Source organism: Celerinatantimonas marina, from assembly GCF_046054165.1.
Taxonomy (GTDB): domain Bacteria; phylum Pseudomonadota; class Gammaproteobacteria; order Enterobacterales; family Celerinatantimonadaceae; genus Celerinatantimonas.
This window is the reverse complement of the sequence record NZ_JBFNXK010000004.1, coordinates 1-22,117: the sequence shown is the minus strand read 5'-3', so window position 1 is coordinate 22,117 and position 22,117 is coordinate 1. Positions and strand designations below refer to the sequence as shown.

The 22,117-nt window shown below is 47.3% G+C and carries 23 protein-coding genes and 2 tRNA genes; 14 read left to right on the top strand and 11 right to left on the bottom strand.

All coding sequences use genetic code 11. The features are described 5' to 3' along the window. Nucleotides 1-116 precede the first annotated feature (116 nt). Nucleotides 117-344, top strand: coding sequence for a hypothetical protein (locus ABUE20_RS05430; RefSeq protein ID WP_408618836.1), 228 nt, complete (start codon nucleotides 117-119; stop codon nucleotides 342-344). Then, on the top strand, nucleotides 344-955 hold the full coding sequence (locus ABUE20_RS05425) for an EamA family transporter (protein ID WP_408618835.1): 612 nt from the start codon (nucleotides 344-346) through the stop codon (nucleotides 953-955). The genes ABUE20_RS05430 and ABUE20_RS05425 overlap by 1 nt, the downstream gene beginning before the upstream one ends. Before the next feature lie 116 nt (nucleotides 956-1,071). Here the strand turns inward: ABUE20_RS05425 and ABUE20_RS05420 are convergent, their stop codons facing one another. Then, complete coding sequence (locus ABUE20_RS05420; protein ID WP_408618834.1) at nucleotides 1,072-1,293, bottom strand: DUF1127 domain-containing protein; 222 nt, start codon at nucleotides 1,291-1,293, stop codon at nucleotides 1,072-1,074. A 142-nt stretch (nucleotides 1,294-1,435) separates the two neighbouring features. Here ABUE20_RS05420 and ABUE20_RS05415 point away from each other — a divergent pair, with 142 nt between their 5' ends. Both ABUE20_RS05415 and ABUE20_RS05410 read left to right on the top strand, forming a co-directional pair. Beyond that, nucleotides 1,436-2,317 (top strand): LysR family transcriptional regulator, encoded by an 882-nt coding sequence (locus ABUE20_RS05415; RefSeq protein ID WP_408618833.1) that lies wholly within the window; start codon nucleotides 1,436-1,438, stop codon nucleotides 2,315-2,317. 401 nt (nucleotides 2,318-2,718) lie between these two features. Then, nucleotides 2,719-4,068, top strand: coding sequence for an MFS transporter (locus tag ABUE20_RS05410; RefSeq protein WP_408618832.1), 1,350 nt, complete (start codon nucleotides 2,719-2,721; stop codon nucleotides 4,066-4,068). Between the two features lie 130 nt (nucleotides 4,069-4,198). Here the strand turns inward: ABUE20_RS05410 and ABUE20_RS05405 are convergent, their stop codons facing one another. Then, on the bottom strand, nucleotides 4,199-4,801 hold the full coding sequence (locus tag ABUE20_RS05405) for a TetR/AcrR family transcriptional regulator (RefSeq protein WP_408618831.1): 603 nt from the start codon (nucleotides 4,799-4,801) through the stop codon (nucleotides 4,199-4,201). 180 nt (nucleotides 4,802-4,981) lie between these two features. Here ABUE20_RS05405 and ABUE20_RS05400 point away from each other — a divergent pair, with 180 nt between their 5' ends. Both ABUE20_RS05400 and ABUE20_RS05395 read left to right on the top strand, forming a co-directional pair. Next, a complete protein-coding gene (locus tag ABUE20_RS05400) occupies nucleotides 4,982-5,899 on the top strand; it encodes a DMT family transporter (protein ID WP_408618830.1) in 918 nt (305 codons plus the stop codon). A 164-nt stretch (nucleotides 5,900-6,063) separates the two neighbouring features. Next, nucleotides 6,064-7,254 carry a sugar transporter gene (locus ABUE20_RS05395; protein WP_408618829.1) on the top strand — a complete coding sequence of 397 codons (1,191 nt, stop codon included), beginning with the start codon at nucleotides 6,064-6,066 and terminating at the stop codon, nucleotides 7,252-7,254. 200 nt (nucleotides 7,255-7,454) lie between these two features. Here the strand turns inward: ABUE20_RS05395 and ABUE20_RS05390 are convergent, their stop codons facing one another. Continuing rightward, entirely contained in the window at nucleotides 7,455-8,405 is a 951-nt protein-coding gene (locus ABUE20_RS05390; RefSeq protein WP_408618828.1) for a LysR family transcriptional regulator, read from the bottom strand. A 180-nt stretch (nucleotides 8,406-8,585) separates the two neighbouring features. Here ABUE20_RS05390 and ABUE20_RS05385 point away from each other — a divergent pair, with 180 nt between their 5' ends. Then, complete coding sequence (locus tag ABUE20_RS05385) at nucleotides 8,586-9,242, top strand: DsbA family protein (protein ID WP_408619059.1); 657 nt, start codon at nucleotides 8,586-8,588, stop codon at nucleotides 9,240-9,242. Between the two features lie 81 nt (nucleotides 9,243-9,323). Further along, nucleotides 9,324-10,160, top strand: coding sequence for a Vmh family MBL fold metallo-hydrolase (locus ABUE20_RS05380; RefSeq protein WP_408619058.1), 837 nt, complete (start codon nucleotides 9,324-9,326; stop codon nucleotides 10,158-10,160). Nucleotides 10,161-10,345: 185 nt separating this feature from the next. Here ABUE20_RS05380 and ABUE20_RS05375 read toward each other — a convergent pair whose 3' ends face one another. Together ABUE20_RS05375 and epmB are read right to left on the bottom strand one after the other, a co-directional pair. Continuing rightward, nucleotides 10,346-10,663, bottom strand: a complete 318-nt coding sequence (locus ABUE20_RS05375) for a hypothetical protein (RefSeq protein WP_408618827.1) — start codon at nucleotides 10,661-10,663, stop codon at nucleotides 10,346-10,348. A 53-nt stretch (nucleotides 10,664-10,716) separates the two neighbouring features. Next, the gene (gene epmB, locus ABUE20_RS05370; RefSeq protein WP_408618826.1) at nucleotides 10,717-11,739 is read right to left on the bottom strand and encodes an EF-P beta-lysylation protein EpmB; all 1,023 of its coding nucleotides are present in this window, start codon (nucleotides 11,737-11,739) and stop codon (nucleotides 10,717-10,719) included. 32 nt (nucleotides 11,740-11,771) lie between these two features. Here epmB and efp point away from each other — a divergent pair, with 32 nt between their 5' ends. After that, nucleotides 11,772-12,341, top strand: coding sequence for an elongation factor P (efp, locus tag ABUE20_RS05365; RefSeq protein WP_408618825.1), 570 nt, complete (start codon nucleotides 11,772-11,774; stop codon nucleotides 12,339-12,341). 119 nt (nucleotides 12,342-12,460) lie between these two features. On the opposite strand, the gene frdD is transcribed toward efp, so the two are convergent. Genes frdD through frdA form a run of 4 tightly spaced genes read right to left on the bottom strand, consistent with a single transcriptional unit; the run spans nucleotide 12,461 to nucleotide 15,743 of the window. Then, on the bottom strand, nucleotides 12,461-12,817 hold the full coding sequence (gene frdD / locus ABUE20_RS05360) for a fumarate reductase subunit FrdD (RefSeq protein ID WP_408618824.1): 357 nt from the start codon (nucleotides 12,815-12,817) through the stop codon (nucleotides 12,461-12,463). A gap of 11 nt (nucleotides 12,818-12,828) precedes the next feature. Next, nucleotides 12,829-13,218, bottom strand: a complete 390-nt coding sequence (locus ABUE20_RS05355) for a fumarate reductase subunit C (RefSeq protein ID WP_408618823.1) — start codon at nucleotides 13,216-13,218, stop codon at nucleotides 12,829-12,831. A 2-nt stretch (nucleotides 13,219-13,220) separates the two neighbouring features. Then, on the bottom strand, nucleotides 13,221-13,961 hold the full coding sequence (locus ABUE20_RS05350; protein WP_408618822.1) for a succinate dehydrogenase/fumarate reductase iron-sulfur subunit: 741 nt from the start codon (nucleotides 13,959-13,961) through the stop codon (nucleotides 13,221-13,223). 3 nt (nucleotides 13,962-13,964) lie between these two features. Continuing rightward, complete coding sequence (frdA, locus tag ABUE20_RS05345) at nucleotides 13,965-15,743, bottom strand: fumarate reductase (quinol) flavoprotein subunit (protein ID WP_408619057.1); 1,779 nt, start codon at nucleotides 15,741-15,743, stop codon at nucleotides 13,965-13,967. Between the two features lie 167 nt (nucleotides 15,744-15,910). Here frdA and epmA point away from each other — a divergent pair, with 167 nt between their 5' ends. After that, nucleotides 15,911-16,906, top strand: coding sequence for an elongation factor P--(R)-beta-lysine ligase (epmA, locus tag ABUE20_RS05340; protein ID WP_408618821.1), 996 nt, complete (start codon nucleotides 15,911-15,913; stop codon nucleotides 16,904-16,906). Next, nucleotides 16,906-19,266: an ATP-dependent DNA helicase gene (locus tag ABUE20_RS05335; protein ID WP_408618820.1), complete on the top strand. Its 2,361-nt coding sequence runs from the start codon at nucleotides 16,906-16,908 to the stop codon at nucleotides 19,264-19,266. Before epmA ends, ABUE20_RS05335 begins: the two co-directional genes overlap by 1 nt. Here ABUE20_RS05335 and asd read toward each other — a convergent pair. After that, a complete protein-coding gene (gene asd / locus ABUE20_RS05330) occupies nucleotides 19,196-20,116 on the bottom strand; it encodes an archaetidylserine decarboxylase (RefSeq protein WP_408618819.1) in 921 nt (306 codons plus the stop codon). The genes ABUE20_RS05335 and asd overlap by 71 nt on opposite strands. Before the next feature lie 34 nt (nucleotides 20,117-20,150). Further along, entirely contained in the window at nucleotides 20,151-21,188 is a 1,038-nt protein-coding gene (rsgA, locus tag ABUE20_RS05325) for a small ribosomal subunit biogenesis GTPase RsgA (protein ID WP_408618818.1), read from the bottom strand. 87 nt (nucleotides 21,189-21,275) lie between these two features. Between rsgA and orn the strand changes: the two genes are divergently transcribed. The 3 genes from orn to ABUE20_RS05310 all read left to right on the top strand — a co-directional run bounded on the left by orn (nucleotide 21,276) and on the right by ABUE20_RS05310 (nucleotide 22,115). Continuing rightward, a complete protein-coding gene (gene orn / locus ABUE20_RS05320; protein WP_408618817.1) occupies nucleotides 21,276-21,827 on the top strand; it encodes an oligoribonuclease in 552 nt (183 codons plus the stop codon). A gap of 111 nt (nucleotides 21,828-21,938) precedes the next feature. Further along, nucleotides 21,939-22,014: transfer RNA gene (locus ABUE20_RS05315), tRNA-Gly, on the top strand. Nucleotides 22,015-22,042: 28 nt separating this feature from the next. Next, a tRNA-Gly gene (locus ABUE20_RS05310) sits at nucleotides 22,043-22,115 on the top strand. The last annotated feature ends 2 nt before the right edge of the window (nucleotides 22,116-22,117 follow it).

Genomic DNA, 22,117 nt, shown 5'->3' with positions numbered 1-22,117 from the left:
GTATCGTTCTGCTGTTGAGAAAATAGTTTGAAGATCATGATATTTCGTCTTTCTGGTTTTGGCTATTCAATGACGTGTTAAATCTAATTATCGGGTGAGTAAAGGTCAGGGACGCGATGAATATATATGTGTTTTTTGCAATTTTAGGGGGTGCTTTGTTGCATGCGGGATGGAATAGCCTTTTAAAGATAGGTTTGGATCGCGCTTCAACAATGATCTTGCTGTCATTGGTACAGGCTGGGGTGGCCATTCCGGTATTGTGTTTTATCCCTGCTCCATTGATGGCGTCATGGGGATGGATTGTGGCTGCGGCACTACTGCACAGTGGTTATAAAATTTTTTAATGAAAGCCTATGAGTATGCTGATTTAAGCCAAGTTTATCCCATTGCCAGAGGAACAGCACCACTACTGGTGTTTTTGTTTTCGGTGCTCTTTTTAAAAACACTTTTTTCAATGGAGGAAGTCATCGCCATTGTCGCTATTTCCACCGGTGTTCTGATGATGACTCTAAAAGGGCAATCACAACGAAAATTAAGTCTAAGAGGCGTCGGCTTTGCACTGCTCACGGCGGTGTTTACTGCGAGTTATTCATTGGTCGATGGCTGGGGCGCCCGGGTTGCACAAACGGCTTCCGGCTTTATTTTATGGATGGTGATCCTAGATGCGCTGATAATGCTGATTTATGGCGTGGTGATTCGTAAACAAGTACGCCTTCGTTCATTATTTCGGGTCTGGAAAAGTGGCGTGAGTGCCGGGGTGATGTCGCTATCGGCTTATTGGATCACCGTTTGGGCATTTACCGTGGCTCCCATCGCGCTGGTTGCATCACTGCGCGAAAGCAGCATTCTTTTTGCGACCTTCATTGCTGCGTTGGTGCTTCGTGAGCCGGTCTCTATCTGGCGATGGTCATCGGCACTTTGCATCGTCATCGGTATTATCTGGATGCGGGTTTAGTGATTTTTATGAATAAGGGTGTTGTATACGAGCAAAATGGAGAGGCCCAGGCAGCGAAGCGGTGAATTTCACCGCTAGATTAAAGTGCCGTTCGGAATAATCATGCTACCTATCGTTTAATATTTATTTTTATTACGATATTTATATTTAGCTAATTCTTGTAATAGCTGATGATCATCCAGTCCTATATCCCGGCGTGTATGTGGACTTAACTGGGATAATTGTCTGAGTGTTTGCTTGTGTAATCGGCGCCGACGATAAAGCAGCCATACGCGACCTATCCATTTCAGTAAATATTTTCCTGAATGGGCTAAATATAAATTTTTTGTAACCGACATCCTCTCGCTCCTTGGCCAGTACTTGGTAATGGAAATAGCGTGTTGATGCCGCGGCAGTAATAAGATTAGCGAGATTGACATCATCAGAAAAACTAAAAATAATGAAAGCATCGTTTAGATTTTCTAAAGATACTGGGGCGTTATGAATCCTTTTCCGTTGCTCGAATTAGATGTGTTGCGTTCATTTGTGGCTATCGTGCAGACCGGGAGTTTTTCTCGTGCCTCCGAGCAAGTTTTTCGATCCCCGGGAGCGCTCAGTATGCAGATCAAACGATTAGAGCAGCAACTTGAGCAGCAGTTGTTTGATCGTAGTTCGCGGAAGGTACAGTTGACCTCCGCTGGCGAACAACTCTTAAAGTATGCTCGGCAGATGTTGCAGATTAATCAGGATGCGGTAAGTTCACTTCGGCCAGAGACCGCAGTGTGTGAAATTGAACTAGGAATTTCAGGGTGTATTGATTCACAGTTTTTATCTGGCATCCTTTGCCAATGTGCCAAGGCGTATCCACAACTCCAGATCCATGTGATAGTGACGACCAGTGGCATCCTTATGCAGAAACTGGCCGCGGGAGAGGTGGACTTAGCGATTGTAGTTTCAGGAAATCTGGGGGTAGATGAATCTCGCGGGCAGGTATTATTTAGTGAATCGTTAGTATGGACGATGTGCCGGGGGGGAGAAGCCTATCTGCGTTTACCGGTTCCGTTGGCGCTGGATGAACGGGGATGTCTATGGCGAGATTTTGCTCTAACGGCATTGGATAAGACCCGGATCAATTATCGAATTTCTTATAGCAGTGAGCAGACCGAAGGACTCAAAGCGGCTGTGTTGGCCGATTTAGCGATTGCTCCGCTGCCTCGCAGTATGCTTCGGGAACCGTTAGTTGAAGTCCCCGCGTCGTTAGGACTCCCGGAGTTAGATCATTATCAGGTGGTATTACATACGCCGGTTCAGACTAGCCTGACCATTCAGGCTCTCAGTAATTATATTCGGAAAGTGTTTCGAAGCCATACCCATTCTGATTAATGCGTTGCTAAATGGGTTATGAATAACACATGCTTTTTTAGTGTGTGAAAGTCCCTACCTTGTTCATGGACGATTGATTCTTCGTGCTTATATTTACAGCTATCTGCATCCGCTTTTCAGGACGAAAATTCACCGTTTGCAAGTGTTTAAGAACAATACACCATGAATATTGATTCTATGGTCAATTTTTTGTAAATGTTTAAATTTGGATTAAAAAATATTCAACTCCGCGCGGCTAAGTGAATTGAAATGGCTTTCTTTTATTGCGCCATAACAGTATTATCGTGAATCACTCTGCTAACAGACATTATTATTGCATCATTTATCCCTATAAAATGGAATGATTTTGGTGATGGCAGTATTTCACTATTTTTATAAGCATACGATAGACTAGTACGATCATGGACATTGAATTGAGTGGTGCACCTGAGGCGCGAGAATCAGAGCTCGAAGATGCTGTTGTAACTTCCCGTCGGATTACATGGAATGATGTGAAAACCTTGGGCCTCTCTGCATTGGGGGGAGCCTTAGAATTTTACGATTTTGTCATTTTTGTCTATTTTGCCAATGTTGTGGGAAGCCTATTTTTCCCAGCGGATATGCCGGATTGGCTGCGTCAGGTCCAGACTTACGGTATTTTTGCAGCTGGATATTTAGCCCGTCCTTTAGGCGGAGTCATCATGGCGCATTTTGGCGATTTACTGGGGCGTAAACGAATGTTTATGCTGAGTATTTTCCTAATGGCTGTTCCGACAATGGCGATAGGTCTGATGCCAACATATGCCACGATAGGGATCGCAGCGCCTTTATTATTATTGTTATGCCGGGTATTGCAAGGTGCGGCAATCGGTGGTGAAGCTCCAGGTGCTTGGGTGTTTGTGACGGAGCATGTTTCAAAACGTCATATTGGCTTGGCCTGTGGAACGTTATCCGCCGGGCTGGTGGCTGGGATCTTGATTGGTTCTCTGGTGGCAACGGGGATTAACTCGGTCTTTTTGAGTCAGGAGATCCATGATTATGGGTGGCGATTACCATTTTTGCTTGGGGGCGTTTTTGGTTTTGTGACCATGTATTTGCGCCGCTGGCTACATGAAACACCGATTTTTAAAGCAATGCAGGCTCATAAACAGTTAGCAACCGAATTGCCGATTAAAACCGTTTTGAAAAAACATGGCGCATCTGTGGTGGTGTCAATGGCCGTCACCTGGGTTCTGACGGCAGCGATTGTCGTAACAATTTTGATGACGCCATCCTTGCTACAGAAATTGGTTCATTTGGATCCACAAACTTCTCTGGAAGCCAATAGTCTAGCCATCATCTTTATTTTGGTCGGATGTTTGGTGGCCGGGGCATTAGCGGATCGTTTTGGTAATGGTCCGATTATGGCGATTTTCAGTATTGGTCTGGCGGTGAGTTACTGGGTGTTTTACAGCACCATGTTACACGACACAACATGGTTATTCCCTATGTATACGGTCGTCGGATTTTTTGTCGGATTAGTGGGCGTTGTTCCTGCGATTGCTGTGAAGAGTTTTCCGGCGGCGATTCGTTTTTCGGGTCTGTCATTTTCTTATAACGTCGCGTATGCCATTTTCGGGGGAACAACGCCCATGTTGGTTAGCGTGATGATGCGCACGAACCCAATGTCTCCGGTTTATTATGTGGCTTCAGTCGCTGTGATTGGCGTTATTGCGAGTCTTGCCGTGATTCGGTTCCGGCCGCATCTGGATTTAGCAACTTCCGCCGCTTAGTTTGAGCCAGTGTCGTTAGGCAAAAGCCCACGGTCATGTGGGCTTTTTTATGTGTTCTGTAAACTACCGCCAGTGGTAATGGTTTCATCAAGTTTTATTGATATTCGCAGCGCGGTTATTTTAGGAAACATCAGCTCTTTTCCCCAATGGGCGCATCGAGGGGATATCCCTGCATATATAACAGCGTTTTGGCGGCTTGCCAGGCCGTTGCTGCCGGAGGGTAATCTTCGCTATAGGTGGTGGTCACTTGGCTATTCACAATAGCTCCGTCAATCAACATGAGTAGCATCATGGCTGTTCGCTGTGCTACTTCTGGTTTTAGCTTAGGAATGAGGACCCGGGTTAATAGATCGGCCAGCGATTGCTTAAATTTTTGGTTGATTGTATTAATCTGAGGGTATTGTTGACCATATTCCTGACTGGCTCGGGTGAAGAGACAGCCATGATAATCATGACTGGCAAACCATTTGGCATAAAAATCAAAGATTGAAAATAGCTGGTCTCGGGGATTGTCCGTTTGAGATTCCAGCGCTGTCAGTTGCGCTGAAAACTGTTCAAGTCGCGTTTCTAGAATCGTTTGGATCAGACTGATTTTGTCGGGGTAATAACGATAGAAAGTCATTTTGGCAATGTGAGCATAAGCTGCAATTCGATCAATGCTGGGGGATTGAAACCCTTCTTTATTAAAGAGCTCGGCTGCTTTTTCGGTTAATAATTGTTTTTTATCCGGCATGAGGGTTATGTCTATACGATAACGTCTATTCAACTGATCTTATCATGATAAATAAATCTAGAAATATGATTCATGATGAATATACGATCTAAATCATAAGATAATTCATTGAGTAAAAATAGATGATGCTATTGATTTATTTCTAGATAAAATATACTAAATAGTATCGTTGGAGGTCTTATGCCTTATCTATGCCTTATTTTTGCAGCAATTTTTTGGGGAGGAAATTATGTGGTCGGTCGGTTATTGGTGGTCTCGGCAGATCCTTTTTTACTCACACAGGGGCGATGGCTACTGACGGCGGTGCTGTTGATCGTTTTATACCGAAAAGTATTTTTGACCAATATCGGCTGTTTGTTTCATGAACGATGGGTTGTCCTGATGCTATCCCTTTTTGGCCAAGTTTTATTTCCGCTAACGCTTTACATCGGTTTGCAATATACCTCGTCTCTTAATGCTGCCATCTATATGTCGGCAACTCCGGCGATGGTTCTGGTCATTAATCGGGTCATCTTTAAAGAACATATTTCCAAAAATAATGTGGCTGGGGTATTACTCTCTTCAATCGGGGTTTTAGTGTTGCTTTCAAAAGGGCAGTGGCATCAATCTATGTTGTCTCATTTGAATCAGGGGGATCTATGGACAATGGGCTCGGCTGTTAGCTGGGCGTTTTACTGCGCTTTTTTAAGACTAAAAAGCAAACAATTGAATGGCCATGCTTTTGTCGCCGCTAGTTCTTTGCTCGGTGCGTTGATGTTATTGCCGGTCACGGTCATTTATGTGATCTATCATTCCCACCTTAATTGGGAGCCTTATACGCATGGAACTTTTATGATGGGGCTAGCTTATTTAGTTATTTTTCCATCCTGGTTATCGTATGTGTTTTGGAATCGGGGAATAGCGGAACTCGGTGCAACACGTGGGGAAATATACACGCATATTATTCCATTATCCGGCGGAATATTGGGGATCTGTTTCACTGATGTGCAGCTCGCTTGGTACCATATCATCAGTGCCGTGTTTATTATTTTGGGGATTTGGCTCTGCTCACGTTTTTCCTCTCAATTTAGACACTCTGCGGCGGGTCATTCAGCCTAGAAACGATCACTATCTTATGGATTACCCCTATTCTGTAAGTTGTCGCTAGCATCAGCAAATACACTCCTATATGATCACGATCACAAATGAGATTTATGTGAACGAAATTTAACGATCAAGGATGAACAACAAGGGTCAGCCGACTTCTGGCAATAGGTAATTTTATGGCGCATACGGGTTTTGCGGCATGGCTTCCGGTCTTCGGATTAGCAATTGCCGGTTTTATCTTTAATACTTCAGAATTTATTCCGGTGGGGTTACTGACCGATATCGGTCAATCTTTCAATATGAAGCCAGCCGAGGTGGGGATCATGATGACCATCTATGCTTGGTGCGTGGCGTTATTATCGGTTCCCTGTCTGTTGATGACCGGGGCGATGGAGCGGCGTAAATTGCTGATGGGGCTCATTACCTTATTTATCGTCAGTCATGGTTTATCGGCGGTCGCATGGAGTTTTAATGTGCTGTTGATCTCTCGATTAGGTGTGGCGATAGCTCACTCTGTCTTTTGGGCCATCATTCCATCACTCGCTATCCGCATTGCACCTCCCGGGGGAGGAACTCGAGCCATGAGTGTCATTGTGCTGGGAACATCGATCGCAACCATTGTTGGCTTACCCCTGGGACGGGTGATCGATAGCTATTTTGGCTGGCGTATTTCATTCGCTGCGATTGGTTTAGTCGCTTTAGTGGTGGCGGTCATATTGTTCTTTACCCTGCCAACGGTTGAAAGTAAAAATTCGGGATCACTCTCGAGTATCCCAAAATTGTTCCATCGTCCCGCATTGGTTAGTGTTTACCTGCTGGGGCTAATGGTGATTGTGGCGCACTTTAGTGCTTATAGTTACATTGAGCCATTTATTGAAGAGGTCGCTCATTATTCACGACAGTTTGCCACTTCGATCCTGTTTGTCTTTGGGATTGCGGGGATTATTGCCAGTATTATTTTTGCACCCATCAATGCACGTTACCCGAGCCTGATCCTTTCTGGGATTATTTTGGTATTGATGGTGGTGATGGCATTGTTGATCCCAATAAGTAGTTCTAAATGGTTGTTGATCCCTGCGGTAGCCTTGTGGGGGATTGCAATGACGATGTTCTTCTTGACGATGCAGTTACGAGTCTTAGCTTTGGCGTCTGATGCGACAGACTTGGCAATGGCGTTCTTTTCTGGAATTGTGAATATCGGAATTGGAGCTGGGGCTCTGCTGGGTAGTCTGGTGAGCATTCATCTGGGCATGAGTCATATCGGTGAAACCGGGGCCATAGTCGCATTAGTTAGTTTGATCTTGTGTGTGTTCTGTAGCTGGCGTTTTCCATTTAGTCAGTCACGAGGCGCTGTGGATCTGTCATGAGTAAGTTTGGCGCTAATCACGCGTTTTGAATAAAACGCAGTTTGTGATGTTTTCTGCGCATATCTAACCCACCGAGATGGAGCATAGAGTGTATCGATGGGCACTTTGCTCGTTGTGTCATGATCATTCGTGACGCGCTGCTTGCTAAGTCCATTCTAAAAAAGGATCCTGCATGCAGCGTTATCGGAGCCGGGGTTTGCTTACGGTTGCTTGATGGTTTCATCGGGGCGCTCTAGGCTACTCCTTGCAATGGTGGCTAACGCCTGTTGGTTCGCCTCAATGAGGAAGTTTTTAATCGCTTCCAGCAGTAATTTCAGTGATAAAGGTTGATGTATGCGGCTACGATAGATGCCGTAAATTCCCAGTATTTGTGGTGTGTAGTCTGGTAATACCCTTTGCAGACGGTTGTCGGCAATGTAGGGGGCTGCATCCAGTAGGGGCAGCATGGTAATGCCGGCATTATCCAGTACGGCGTTGAGTAAAATGGATGATTCATTGACACATAAATTGCCTTGGATGGGGGCTCGGATCCGCTCGCCATCCGGTGTCGTCAACAACCATTCGCCATCGGAGAAGTTGCTGTAATGCAAGCAGTTATGGTTGCGTAGTTGCGCAGGGGTATTTGGCGTGCCGTATTCCGCTAAATAATTGTGGCTGGCGCATAGGATCGAGTGACACTCGCCCAAATTGCGAGCGATGACGTTGGGGTCAAGATCATTGGTGATGCGAATGGCTAAATCAATGCGTTCGGCGACTAAGTTGACGTTTTGGTTACTGATCTGCACTTCTACTTTAAGCGCTGGGTGCTGTTTTAGAAATGTGGCTAATACGGGCGATAAAATGCGCAGGGCGGTCACATGTGAGCAGGACACCCGCAAGGTTCCTGCTACTGTTTGTTGTAGTTCCACCTGGCGAATGCCATCGGCTAATTGTAGTAAGGCTTGAGTTTGCGAAAGGAGCTGTTCCCCTGCTGGGGTGAGACTTAATTTGCGAGACGAGCGATGCAGTAAACGGGTGCCTGCCCAATCTTCCATTTCTGCTAAATAGCGACTGACCATTGGTCGCGACATACCCATGGCTCGCGATGCCGCGCTTAAGCTGCCTAATTCACAGATACGGTTAAAGACTTGTGCCGCAGTGATTCGATCCATCATTCCCCCTTAAATTTTTAAACCGCTCGTCTTGGTGTACGGCTGTGAACCGTGCTTATCACGACCCTTGTTGAAGTATATGGTCGATTTATGAAACAAACTGTCTCTTATTATGGGTATTTTGTTTCTTAAAGTGAAACTTAAAATAGATGACATTCATTGAATCGAGGATATTTCGTGATGATCACAGCCACTCATTTTTCGCTGCATTGGATTATCGATCCGCTATGTGGCTGGAGTTACGGCGCTCTGCCACTGCTACAAGCCACCGCCGAAGCATGGCCCACTCAGAATGTGCTGCACTCGGGGGGCTTGTTTATGGATTATAGCCGTCGCCGTATTGATGCCGAATGGCATCAGCACGTGCGCGAGCATGATGCCCGCATTGCGCAATTGACAGGGGCTCGCCTTGGCGATAACTACCGTGAGCATCTGTGCCACGATCAATCGGTCGTGCTCGATTCTCTACCGGCTAGTGCGGCCATGTTAGCGTTGCAACAACACAGTTTTGCAGAGGCTTTGGCTATGCTGAACGCAGTCCAACATGCGTGGTATGTCGATGGTAAAGATATCAGCCAAGCCGAGGTTTTAGATGAATTGGCGGCTCGATTGGATATCGATGCACAAACCTGGTTACGAGCACGCAGCGATGCGGCTCAGCAGCAAGCCCGCCAGATGATCGAGCAAACCCGGCAATTGATGGCGCAAACCGGAGCTCAAGGATTTCCGAGTTTACTTGTGCAGCGCGATGAACAGTTTATTCAGGTGCCCATTAACCATTTTTACGGTGATCCGAGCGCGTTAATAAAACAACTTCAGCCATGGTTTTCAGTTTAATTTATAAATAATTCAGGATGTGATATGAAAATTTTAATGAAGGTAGTACGAGCTAAAGCGATGCTGCTGCAAGGGTTTCTCATGAGTGCGGTGTTCGCTATGGGAATGGGTAACGCTAATGCCGCTGATTTGCAGCTACAAACCTATAATCCGCAGCAAACGGGCGTGTTTCCCATTAGCTCGACACTCATTACCGGTCCACATGAAGCGATGCTGGTGGATGCGCAGTTCAGTATTAAGGACGGTGCTCAATTGGTGCAAATGATTAAAGACAGCGGCAAAAAACTGACGACTATTCTGATTACTTGTGGCGACCCGGATTTTTACTTTGGATTACAGCCGATTGTGGCGGCCTTCCCAAATGCCAAAGTGCTTGCGAGCCAAAAAGTGGTTGATCATATCAACGCCACCAAGGCGGCTAAAATAGCTTATTGGGGCCCCATCTTAAAAGATGGCGCACCGAGTAAAATCATTGTGCCTCAGGCAACAAATCAGCGGGTTTTCAAGGTTGATGGTGAAACGGTTGAACTACGTAAAGCCGATGATTACGGGGCGTTTTTATGGATCCCGCAGCAGCGAACTATTTTAGGCGGGGTTGGTGTGGTTTCAGGGCAACACGTTTGGACTGCGGATACACAAACAGCAGCGGCACGCCAAGGTTGGATCAATGATTTGAATGCGATGTTGGCGCTGAACCCCACAACCGTGATCCCAGGCCATTACATCCACACCATGCCTAAAGGAGCTCAAGCGGTGCAATTTACCCAAGAATATTTGCAAGCTTTTAACCATGCGTTGAAAAATGCCAACGGTTCCGCACAAGTGATTGCTGCAATGCGTGCTAAATATCCTAGTTTGGTGGGTGAGAAGACATTGGAAATGAGTGCCAAAGTGAACACGGGTGAAATGAAATGGTAAGTGGTTGCTGGTTCCGGTAAAGATTAAACCAAAGCGCGTTCAATTTTGATGGAGCGCGCTTTTTTAATGTCGAGCGGCTATCCGGAAATCAGTGTTCTTCATACTCGATCACAGGAAGGTCGACTTATCGCAATAGCCTCTATTCTTGTTGGGTAGAGCCCAATGAGGAACACCTATTTAGCCGTTTATCCTAGCAGTTGCTTGAATGATGCCAGCGTTTTATGGGCGAGTTCGATTTTACTGACAAGCGGTTCGAGTTGCTGAGTAAATTGTGCATCATCTTCACATTGCTGCAAGGCGACAAGATCATTGGCCATCTCTTCAACATAAGGTAGAAAATGGTCAGCCTGCGTATTAAACGGGCTCTCACTAACAAAGATCTGATCAAATTGGCCTAAGCCATCCGCTTGCTGCTCCGAGATAAGCTTATCGGCGTCGATGGCTTTGTGGTAGATCGTCTTAATATTGATCTGGAGTTGTTCAATGACGTTGTGTCGGTTCATTTGTTACGGTTAACCATGAATGATGCTGTGAGTATAACATGGAATATCCAGAGTTAGCTCAATCCTAAATCCTGAGGCGTTTTGCTGGTTTTATGCGCTTCTTCTCGAACTAAACGAGGCACTAAAAATCCAGGTAACAAAGGATAAAGTGCCTGCATGATCGCGATGGCTCGCTCGTGCGATATCTCAAAATGAGCCGAGCCTTGTACCCGATCCAACAGATGCAGATAATAAGGGTGAATATCACATTCAGATAGTTTTTCACTCAGTTGTGCCAGAATCTGAGCATCATCGTTAACGCCCTTGAGTAATACACTTTGATTGAGTAGCCAGATCCCTGCCTCAGCGAGGGGAGCCATGTATTGCTTGAATGTGTCACTGACTTCATTCGGGTGATTAATATGGGTCACAAGGATGGTCTTCAGGCGGCAATGGGCCAAAAGTTGTACCAGTTGGGGGGTGATCCGATAAGGCAAAACGACCGGAAGTCGGCTATGTATTCGCAGCCGTTTCAAATGCGGGATAGCCGCCAGTGCATCAATGAGTTTTGTGAGTTGATGATCATTGGCCATGAGTGGATCACCGCCGCTAAAGATCACTTCGTTGATCTCCGAATGCGCTTGAATATAATCGATGGCGGCTTGCCAGCCGTGACTTCCCGGAGCATTGTCCTGATAGGGAAAATGCCGACGAAAGCAGTACCGACAATTGACGGCACAGCCCCCCCGGATAACGAGTAACACCCGATTCTGATACTTATGTAATAGCCCCGGAATTGCGGATTGCTGCTCTTCTAATGGATCCGCACTAAATCCGGGGGTTGTGAGAAATTCAGCCTGATCGGGTAGAACTTGTCGAAGTAGGGGGTCATTCGGATCGCCCGTTTGCATCAGTTCAACAAAATAACGGGGCACCCGCATAGGAAATAATTGGCGGGCTTGAATGTGATCTTGGTACTGTTCTGGATCTAAATTCAGAGCGAGCAGTAGCTGTTTGGGATCGGTAATGACATTGGCGAGCTCTTTTTGCCAATTTATCTGCAAAGATGAGCTGTTTCGGGTTACAATTTGCGACATTTGAAAACGAATAATTGGTGTAAGAGGAAAAAATGGCAACATATAGTACCAATGAATTTCGCTCAGGGCTAAAAATTATGCTTGATGGCGAGCCTTATTCAATCCTTGAAAATGAATTTGTGAAACCGGGCAAAGGTCAAGCTTTTAACCGAGTTAAAATTCGTCGTCTGTTAACTGGTAAAGTTCTGGAAAAAACATTCAAATCTGGTGATAGTGTTGAAGGTGCCGATGTGATGGATATGGATTTAGCCTATCTGTATAACGATGGCGAATTCTGGCACTTCATGAATAATGATACCTTTGAACAGATTGCTGCTGACGAAAAAGCTGTTGGTGATAGTGCCAAATGGCTGGTTGAGCAAAATGTCTGCACGATTACCGCTTGGAATGGAGCTCCTATCGCCGTAACACCACCTAATTTTGTGGAATTAGAAGTGACGGATACGGATCCAGGTCTGAAAGGTGATACCGCCGGAACCGGGGGTAAACCTGCCACATTAAGTACAGGTGCGGTGGTTCGCGTTCCATTGTTTATCCAAATTGGTGAAGTCATCAAAGTGGATACCCGCTCAGGTGAATATGTAAGCCGCGTTGCTAAATAATGAGCGTTTCCCTGTTGTTCTGTGATGTATCGGGAGGCTGAGCCTCCTATTAAGTCCCAGACTCTCGGATCAGATGAAAAAGCCACTTGTGGGCTTTTTCATCTGAGGGCCTCTGATGGTTAACGCAGGACTATCTGTAGCAGTAACACGGCACTAGCAATGGTGACAATCATCGCAATGCCATAACAGAGACATTTTAGTTTCAAACCAACATGAATCCCTAAATCGTGTAATCCATGATAGATCCGGTGCATGGCATGCCACATCGGTAGGCTGATGATGATCCATAGGACGGCGGCACCAATCAGATTCCCAGCCATCGCGAGCACACGCTCATAGCTATAGCTGTCGTCGGTGACGATTCCCAGAGGGATTAAAAGTCCGGTGACCAGAATGCAAACCGGAATGACTATGGCGGCAACCATTCCTCCGGCACCAAATAATCCCCAAAAAATAGGCTCATTGGAACGTTTCATCTTGGTTCTCCTTAAATCGCAACGATGATGAGTATGGCGACACTGACAATAGCCAGTATCACGTACATGCTGCGAACAATGACTGAGTCCTGGATTTTTTTCTCTTTAATCCAGAGATCGGCGGCTTTGGGGGCTAGCTCAAACCAAGTGACACTATGATACAAAATCCACAGCAGCGCGATTAAGTGAAAGATGATCGCAACCGGATTTTTCATCGCATGTAGCCAGCTTTGAAATGACTCGGCGCTCTGACTGAGCCTGAATAATCCTGCGAGTAGGATTAGGCTGTAAATTGCCAGAACGATAGAAGAGCCTTCTCGAATCATATACTTGATATAAAAGCCGCTTTTTAACCACCAATTCGCTTTCATTGGGCGAACATAAGGTTGACGAATAGACATGGTTAATCTCCCGGTTTGAGTAAGCTAATCAGGTAGTCTTTACTGCTGGCCACTTTTCCCAACTGAATTGCGGCAGCAGGGTCGACCCCTTTGGGGCAGACTTGAGAACAGTACCCTACAAAGGTACAGCTCCAGACCCCCTCTTCCTGATTTAAAAGAGGCATACGTTGCGCTTGACCTTGATCTCGACTATCGACGTTATAACGGTGTAACAGTGCTAAAGCAGCTGGACCGGTAAAATCGGGGTTGAGTCCGTATTGTGGACAGGCGGCATAACAGAGACCACAGTTAATACACATTGAAAACTGTTTATATTGTGCCAGTTGTTTGGGGGTTTGCGTGGTACATCCATCTTCAATACTGCGTGGTTCCTGAGTGATGATATACGGTTTAACCGCTTCTAGTTTGGCCACGAAACCTGACATATCAACGACTAAATCGCGTTCAATCGGGAAGTGGGCCAATGGCTCGACGGTCATGGTCAGTTCGTTTTCGTAGTCTCGCAGAAACGTTTTACAAGCCAACTTAGGAACTCCGTCGACCATCATGCCGCAACTCCCACAAATAGCCATTCGACAGGACCAACGATAAGCCAGTGTTGAGTCCAAGTGATCTTTAATATATCCCAGAGCTTCTAGCAGCGACATTTCATGGGTAAATGGCACTTCATAATGCTGGAAGTGCGGTTCTTTATCCTGACCCGGTAGGTAACGCAGGATACGCAGCGTCATGTGATTGCTCATCCGTTAGCCCTCCTGTGATGATGACGGTTGCGATTGTTCCGCGGCGGCACCATAGGCCCGCACGGCAGGCTGTGATTTGGTGATTTTAACCGGCGAAAAACTGATTTCCGGGGGTTGATCGGGACGATAGTGAGCGAGTGTATGTTTTAAAAAGTTCACATCGTCACGTTCGGTATAACCATCGAGCCGCTGGTGGGAACCGCGCGATTCCTGACGATGAATAGCACTAACCGCCATGGCTTCGGCAACATCTAACAGATAGCCCAGCTCAACGGCATACAGCCATTCAGTGTTGTACACATCACAGTCGTCTTTCAGTGCAATTTGGGGGTAGCGTTGTTTTAATTCAGCCAGTTTATCAATGGTTTGTTGCATGGTTTCTTGGGTGCGATAAATCCCCACTCCGGCTTCCATCGAGTCGCCCATTTCATTCCTGATTTTTGCGGGATCTTCATGTCCGCCGGTATGTTTGAGGGCCAGTGCGCGATCCAGACTTTCCTGAGCTTGAGAGAGTAAGGTATTTTCATCGCCGGATGCTGTGGCATGATTTAAGGCAAATTCAGCGGCTGAACGGCCGGCTACTGCTCCGAATACGACAATTTCAGTCAGAGAGTTTGAACCGAGTCGATTGGCTCCGTGCAGTCCGACTGATGAGCATTCACCAGCGGCAAATAATCCCTGCATCGAAGTTGCACACTGGCCGTCGGTTTCAATACCGCCCATGGTGTAATGCACGGTGGGTCGAACGGGAATCGGTTCTAACGTTGGATCAATGCCCATATAGGCTTGGGCTAGTTCGCAGATAAAGGGGAGTCGTTCATTGAGATAATCCGCTCCTAGATGGCGCAGATCCAGATTGACATAATCGCCGAATGGGCCTGCAATGGTTCGGCCTTTTTGAGCTTCTTGCCAGAAGCATTGACTGAGTCTATCACGAGGGCCGAGTTCCATATATTTATTTTTAGGTTGGCCAACCGGTGTTTCTGGCCCCAATCCATAATCTTGCAGATAACGATAGCCCTCTTTATTGGTTAATATTCCACCTTCACCGCGACAGCCTTCGGTCATCAGGATCCCGGTTCCCGGCAGACCGGTCGGATGGTATTGGACAAATTCCATATCTCGCAGCGCGACGCCATGACGGTAAGCCAGTGCCATTCCATCCCCAGTGACAATTCCCCCGTTGGTGTTATACCGATAAACTCGACCCGCCCCCCCGGTCGCAATGATGACAGATTTAGCCTGGATGAGTTTGGCTTCGTGTTCCATCAGGTCAATGGCGAGCACTCCTTTGACTTGGTTATCTTCACAGACTAGATCCAGCACAAAGTGTTCGTCGAAACGATGAATGGATGGATATTGGATGGAGGTTTGAAATAGGGTGTGCAGAATATGGAAGCCACTTTTATCGGCCGCAAACCAAGTGCGCTCAATTTTCATGCCACCAAAACGGCGCACATTGATGCTGCCATCCGCTTTGCGTGACCAGGGACATCCCCAATGTTCAAGCTGGATCAATTCTTTGGGGGCTTGTTCGACAAAATACTCGACCACATCTTGTTCACATAACCAATCCCCACCAGAAACAGTATCATTAAAATGGTTGTCGAAACTATCATGGTCCTGCACCACTCCGGCGGCGCCACCTTCGGCCGCGACGGAATGACTTCGCATCGGGTATACTTTAGAGATGAGGGCAATCTTAAGTTCGGGATGTGTCTTGGCAATCTCGATGGCTGCTCGCAGGCCGGCACCTCCTGCACCAATGATTGCGACATCCATTTGGATGAGTTTCACAGCAATGCTCCTTGGGTTGTGTTAGGCATCCATTGTGAATGGTATTCATCTTAAGTATTTGATTAAAGTCAACACAAATAGCTGAATCATGAATGCCAGTCAGGCTTTGTTTTTAAGTTGTGATTACATATCTAAGTATAGAGTTTTCAACGATGAATGATTTATCTTTAGTTAATTTTGCGTCAAATTGGCAACCTTCAGCTGCGATAGAGATGCTCAAAGCCCGGGCTCAATTGCTGGGAACGGTTCGGCAATTTTTTGCCAAACGGGACGTCTTAGAAGTCGAAACTCCGGCATTGAGTGAATTTGGCGTTACGGATCTGCACTTGCGAAACTTTGCCACGGATCTCATCGGCCCTGCCGCTCCGAGAGGGAAAACGCTGTATTTACAGACGTCACCTGAATTTCATATGAAGCGGTTACTCGCCGCGGGCAGCGGGGCTATTTTTCAGATCTGTAAGAGTTTTCGTAACGAGGAGGCCGGACGGATCCATAATCCGGAGTTTACGATGTTGGAATGGTATCGGCCTGACTTTAGCCTGCCACAGTTGATGGATGAAATGGATGCTCTGTTGCAAACGTTATTGCAGTGCCCTGCGGCAGAGTATTTGAGTTATCAACAGGCGTTTATCAATTATTTGGGGATTGATCCGCTGAATGCTTCCCGATCACAGCTGATTGACGCCGGAAAAGCTTTTAATGTGGCCGACCTACTCAGTACTGAGACGAATCGGGATAGTCAGTTGCAACTGCTGTTTGCGTTGGGTATCGAGCCTAAGATTGGTCAGCAGCAACCGTGTTTTATTGAACGCTTCCCGGCTTCTCAGGCGGCATTGGCCCGTATCGCCACCGATGATCCTCGGGTGAGTGAGCGTTTTGAAGTTTATTTTAAAGGGGTTGAGTTGGCGAATGGTTTTCATGAGCTGACCGATGCCAATGAGCAGCGACGGCGCTTTGAGCAGGATAATGAACTGCGCCGACAGGCTGGGGTTCCTCCGATGGCTGCTGATGAGCGTTTTTTGGCGGCTTTAACGCATGGGCTGCCGGATTGCTCCGGTGTAGCGCTAGGGCTAGATCGGGTGTTCATGCTGGCACTAGGTGCTGAACGGATTGAGCAAGTGGTCAGCTTCGGCTATGAGCGAGCCTGATGGCCGAGTTTAAGGTTGCGGTTCGGGATTTATGTGAACTGGTCGCGACGCAAGGCTCGCTGGATAGTCGTTTTTTACCTGCGGTGAGCGGAATTCAAGGCATTGCGGCGCAGAAGCGTTACCAGAAACGGCAACCTGCAACGGTTGAACGGGAAGTCACGCTCAGTGGGTGTTGGACTCAGGGCGAGGATCAGCTGCAGATCCAAGGACGAGTCGATGGCATGCTGGCGACCCAATGGCTTGAAGAAATTAAAACCATCCGCGTCAGTGTGGCTCAGGTGCCGGAAAGTGCCCGTTTGCTGCACTGGGCGCAGCTGCAATGTTATGGCTACCTCTGGTGTGAAATGCATTCGCAGGCTCAGATTGAGCTGAAGCTGACCTATCTGGATGAAAAAGCAAATTGCCTTGAGCAACTGACTCAAAATTATCACCATCCCGAATCCCGGGATGCTATCGAAGCTTGGTTTGAACGTTACCTGAACTGGAGTCGTATCTTTCAGCAATTGCGCCGTGAACGGAACGATTCGGTGCTTGAGTTAGCGTTCCCTTACTTACCTTTTCGCCCCGGTCAACACCGATTTTCGGCGGCTGTCTATCAGACGATTCGGCATCAAAAACAACTGCTTATCGAAGCTCCAACCGGTATTGGTAAAACGATGGCAGCCCTGTATCCGGCGACTCGTTTGCTGGGGCAATCCGTAGATAAAGTCGTTTATTTGACCGCCAAAAATAGTACTCAGTCGCTGCCGTTGCAAGCGCTGCGGGCGCTCAATCAACAGGGGGCTCGGTTACGGGCCATCGTTTTAACCGGCAAAGAGCGTGCTTGTGTGAATCCCGGAGCGGCTTGTCAGTCCAGTTGTCCATATGCACAGAATTTTTATGCAAAGTTGCATCAGATTGATCTTCAGCTGCTTAAAGAGACTGTGTTAGATGCGAAGGCTCTACAGATACAGGCTCAGAGGCATACCATTTGCCCCTATTATCTGGCTATGCTGATGGCCCCTTGGTTTGATTTGATCATTGCTGATTATAACTATGCATTGGATAGTGAAGGCTCGATGAGCTGGCTAACACAAGCGGCGGGGGGAAACTATGTGTTGTTAGTGGATGAAGCGCACAATGTGATGGCTCGCGCCCGGGCGTTGTATAGTGCACAGCTGAGTCATGCTGTGTTGCGCCGTTTGGCTCGGGAAACATTACCGGAAGTGATTGCAAAACGAGTACGGAGCCTTCGTCAGCAGTTTTCTAAGATAGTGAGTGCTCACAAAGATCTCTCTGGGGAACGGGTTAATATCGAATCGCCCGATGCATTGTTGCGATCGATGCACCGCTTTACCGAAACGATTGAGCAACAATTGGCGCAGAGTTTAGTGCCTGATGATGCGGTGATGTCCCTGTATTTTGAATTGTTTCGGTTTTTGCAGCGCAGCGAGTTGGTCGATGTTCATTATGGTTATCAACTCTTACGTCAGTCACATCAGGAGCGCATCAAACTGGCTTGTCTGGATGTGGCTCCGGAGCTGACCAAACGCTTTGAGAAAGCCTATGCCGTGATTTTCTTTTCGGCCACTTTACAGCCGATGGACGCGACAGCACGGTTACTCGGGTTAGCTCCGGATCACTATCAACAGTGTCTGCCAAGCCCTTATCCGGCACAGCGGCAGGGTGTTTGGATATTATCGGATATCAATACGCGTTATCGGGCTAGAGCTGCCAGTTATGTTCCTTTGGCAGAGGTGATCGCTGCGAATTTTTATCATCGGCCGGCCAATCATCTGGTCTTTTTTCCTTCATTTGCTTATTTACAGGCTGTGGCTGAACGATTACCCGAAGATTTACCGCTTCTCATACAGCAACCCCAAATGGATGATGAAGCCCGGGAGCAGTTTGTGGCAACCCTTGCTGATGTCAGGACTCCGCAGATTGGGCTCGCCGTGTTGGGTGGTATTTTTTCGGAAGGCATTGATTTACCCGGGGAACAGTTGGAATCAGCGATGATCGTGGGCGTAGGGCTGGCCCAGTTTAATGCTGAAAATGAAGCGATACGAGAGTATTTTGATGCACATGATGAAGATGGTTATGCGTTGCATTATCTGTATCCGGGGATGCAACGGGTCATTCAGGCCGCAGGCCGGGTGATTCGGGGCAGTCATGATTGTGGTACGATTATTCTGGCCGATGACCGATATCTACAACCGGAATATCGGCAACTATTGCCAGTCCATTGGCAACTGAAAACCTGCCGCAGTGCGCAGCTCAGTGATGAACTACGCACTTTTTGGCAAATGATCAAGATTCAGAATCAGAATCTGAGTCTGAGTCATTCGGTTCCGGAGCAGGATCCGTTTCGGCAGCCTTAATTTTGGGCGTCGCATACAGACTGCCCATGCGGGTGATTTCTCCGGAGCGAACACTTTTATCCAGTTGAATGGCATCATGCCCAAAGAGAAGAATCACCGTTGAGCCGAGTTTAAACCGGCCCATCTCATCACCTTTTTTTAACGTGACTGGAGGTTGTTGCTGATAATGCCATTGACTAATCTGGCCACCCGCTGGTGCAATCGTTCCAGCCCAGACCGTTTCAATACTGGCCACAATGGTGGCTCCTACCAGCACCATTGCCATGGGGCCGACCGCGGTATCAAAGATGGCAACGACCCGTTCGTTTCGGGCGAACAGTTCGGGGACATATTGTGCGGTCAGTGGGTTAACTGAAAATAGTTCGCCCGGTACATGGATCATCTCACGTAGTGTGCCGTCGATAGGCATATGTACACGGTGGTAATCACGAGGGGACAAGTAGATGGTGGTAAACGTGCCATCATCAAATTCTTTGGCTAGTGTGTCACGGCCCCCGAGCAAATCTTTGACACTATAATCATGGCCCTTCGCCTGAATAATGCGATCAAAACGAATAGACCCTTTTTGGCTGACACGACCATCGGCTGGATGCGCAAGTGTGTGCTCACCTTCAACAATCGGACGAGCACCGGGCTTCAGTTCCCGGGTGAAAAATTCATTGAAAGTTTTAAATGAGCTCGGATCGCTGCTAAGCGCTTCACTCATATCTACTTTGTAATAACGAATAAACTGGCGGATTACAAATTGGGTCAGTTCTTTGGCCTGAGCCGCTGCCAGATAGCCGACTAAACGAGACAGAGCCCGTTTAGGCAAAATGTATTGGAACGCGATCTGTAATTTATCAAGCACGATCAGATACCTTTTTTAAGTGTAAGTTTATCGGTTAACGGGGTGGTGCATGTCGGCTGGGCCGGTTTTGCTGCATACTTTCAAGAATACGCAGATAACTATCATAGCGCATCTGGCTGACCTGACCTGCGGCCACCGCCTCGACAAAGGCACATCCCGGATCACTGATATGTTTGCAATCCCGGAATTTACAGTGTCCCTGTAGTGAGCGCAATTCCCGAAAACCTTCCGTGACCTGGTCGGCCTCCAAATGCCAGAGCTGAAATTCACGGATCCCGGGAGAATCGATCAAACGTCCGCCTTCCGGGAGCGGATAAAGTCGCGCCGTGGTGGTGGTATGTTGACCGAGTCCTGAGATATCAGAAATTTCCTGAGTGGCCGTGTCGACCTCGGGCAGGAGTGCATTCACCAGTGATGATTTACCCACGCCAGATTGTCCGACAAAAACGTTGGTTTGACCGGCTAATTGCGCTTTTAAGGCCTCTAGTCCATCATCAGTTTTACAACTGGCGGTGAGCAGGGTGTAGCCTAGAGCGCGATAGATATCGAGCTGCGGTTCAATTTCACGGCGCATGTCATCATTGAACAGATCGATTTTATTGAGCAGGATCAGCGGTTCTAAATGGGTATTTTCAATGGCGACCAGATAACGATCGATAATATCGGTATTAAATTCGGGTTTTAGGGCGCTGACGATAATTACCTGATCAATGTTAGCCGCGATGGGTTTTAAGCCATCATAATAATCAGGGCGTAGCAACTCGCTGCGTCGTTCGTGTGCCGCCTCGATGATACCGGTAATCCCAGAATGAGTCTCATTGCCCCGGCGCCAGACGACTTCGTCTCCGGTGACCAGTGAACTAATGGTCCGGCGGATATTGCAGCGAAAGATGGCGCCATCTTCGGCCTGAATATCCGCATGTTGCCCGAAACGGCTGATGACTACGCCACTTTCGGATGGGCCAAGTTCATCTTCCTGCCACTGTTCAGGTCGTTGTTGCTGAAGGCGTTTCTGGGCATTGGCCTGAACCCGCCGCTGTTGGCCCTGATTAAGCTTTTTCTTTTTTGCCACGTGAGTTGCCGGTTTCCTCGGTCTGGATAAACGTCTATGATACCTGTAATTCGCTTATACAGAAAAGTTTAGTTATAAAGGTGCAAGATGACAGTCAGTAAACAGAATCTGATCTGGATCGATATGGAGATGACCGGTCTGAACCCGCTGCAACATAAAGTGATTGAGATTGCGAGCATTGTGACCGATGCCCAATTAAATATTTTGGCGGAAGGGCCCGTGATTGCTATTCACCAAAGTGATGCGGCATTAGCGGCGATGGGTGACTGGTGTACTCGGACTCATGGGGCATCGGGGCTCACTGATCGGGTTAAAGCAAGTACGATTGATGAAGCACAGGCCGCTGAGCAGACTTTAGCTTTTGTGCGGCAATGGCTACCGGAAGGGGTTTCGCCGATGTGTGGGAATTCGATTGGCCAAGATCGTCGTTTCATGAGTGTACATTTGCCGAAGTTGGAAGCTTTTTTCCATTATCGAAATATCGATGTGAGTACGATTAAAGAACTGGCTCGTCGTTGGCGTCCGGAAATTTTAGATGGAGTGCAGAAAAAAGGGGTTCATCTGGCATTAGATGATATCCGGGAATCCATAGAAGAATTACGGCATTATCAACAAACTTTTTTTAAGTTGAACGGATAATCGTCAAACGGACGCTTTTTTCTAAAAATTCGATGAAAAGGGGTTGCAAAGCGGAAGGTTAACCGTATAATTCGCAGCCCTGTAAGGCATCGATTTTCCAGATGCTTTAATGCGGCACTAGCTCAGTTGGTAGAGCGCAACCTTGCCAAGGTTGAGGTCACGAGTTCGAACCTCGTGTGCCGCTCCAAATTTCAGGTGTAAATATTTGTCCTTATGCGGCACTAGCTCAGTTGGTAGAGCGCAACCTTGCCAAGGTTGAGGTCACGAGTTCGAACCTCGTGTGCCGCTCC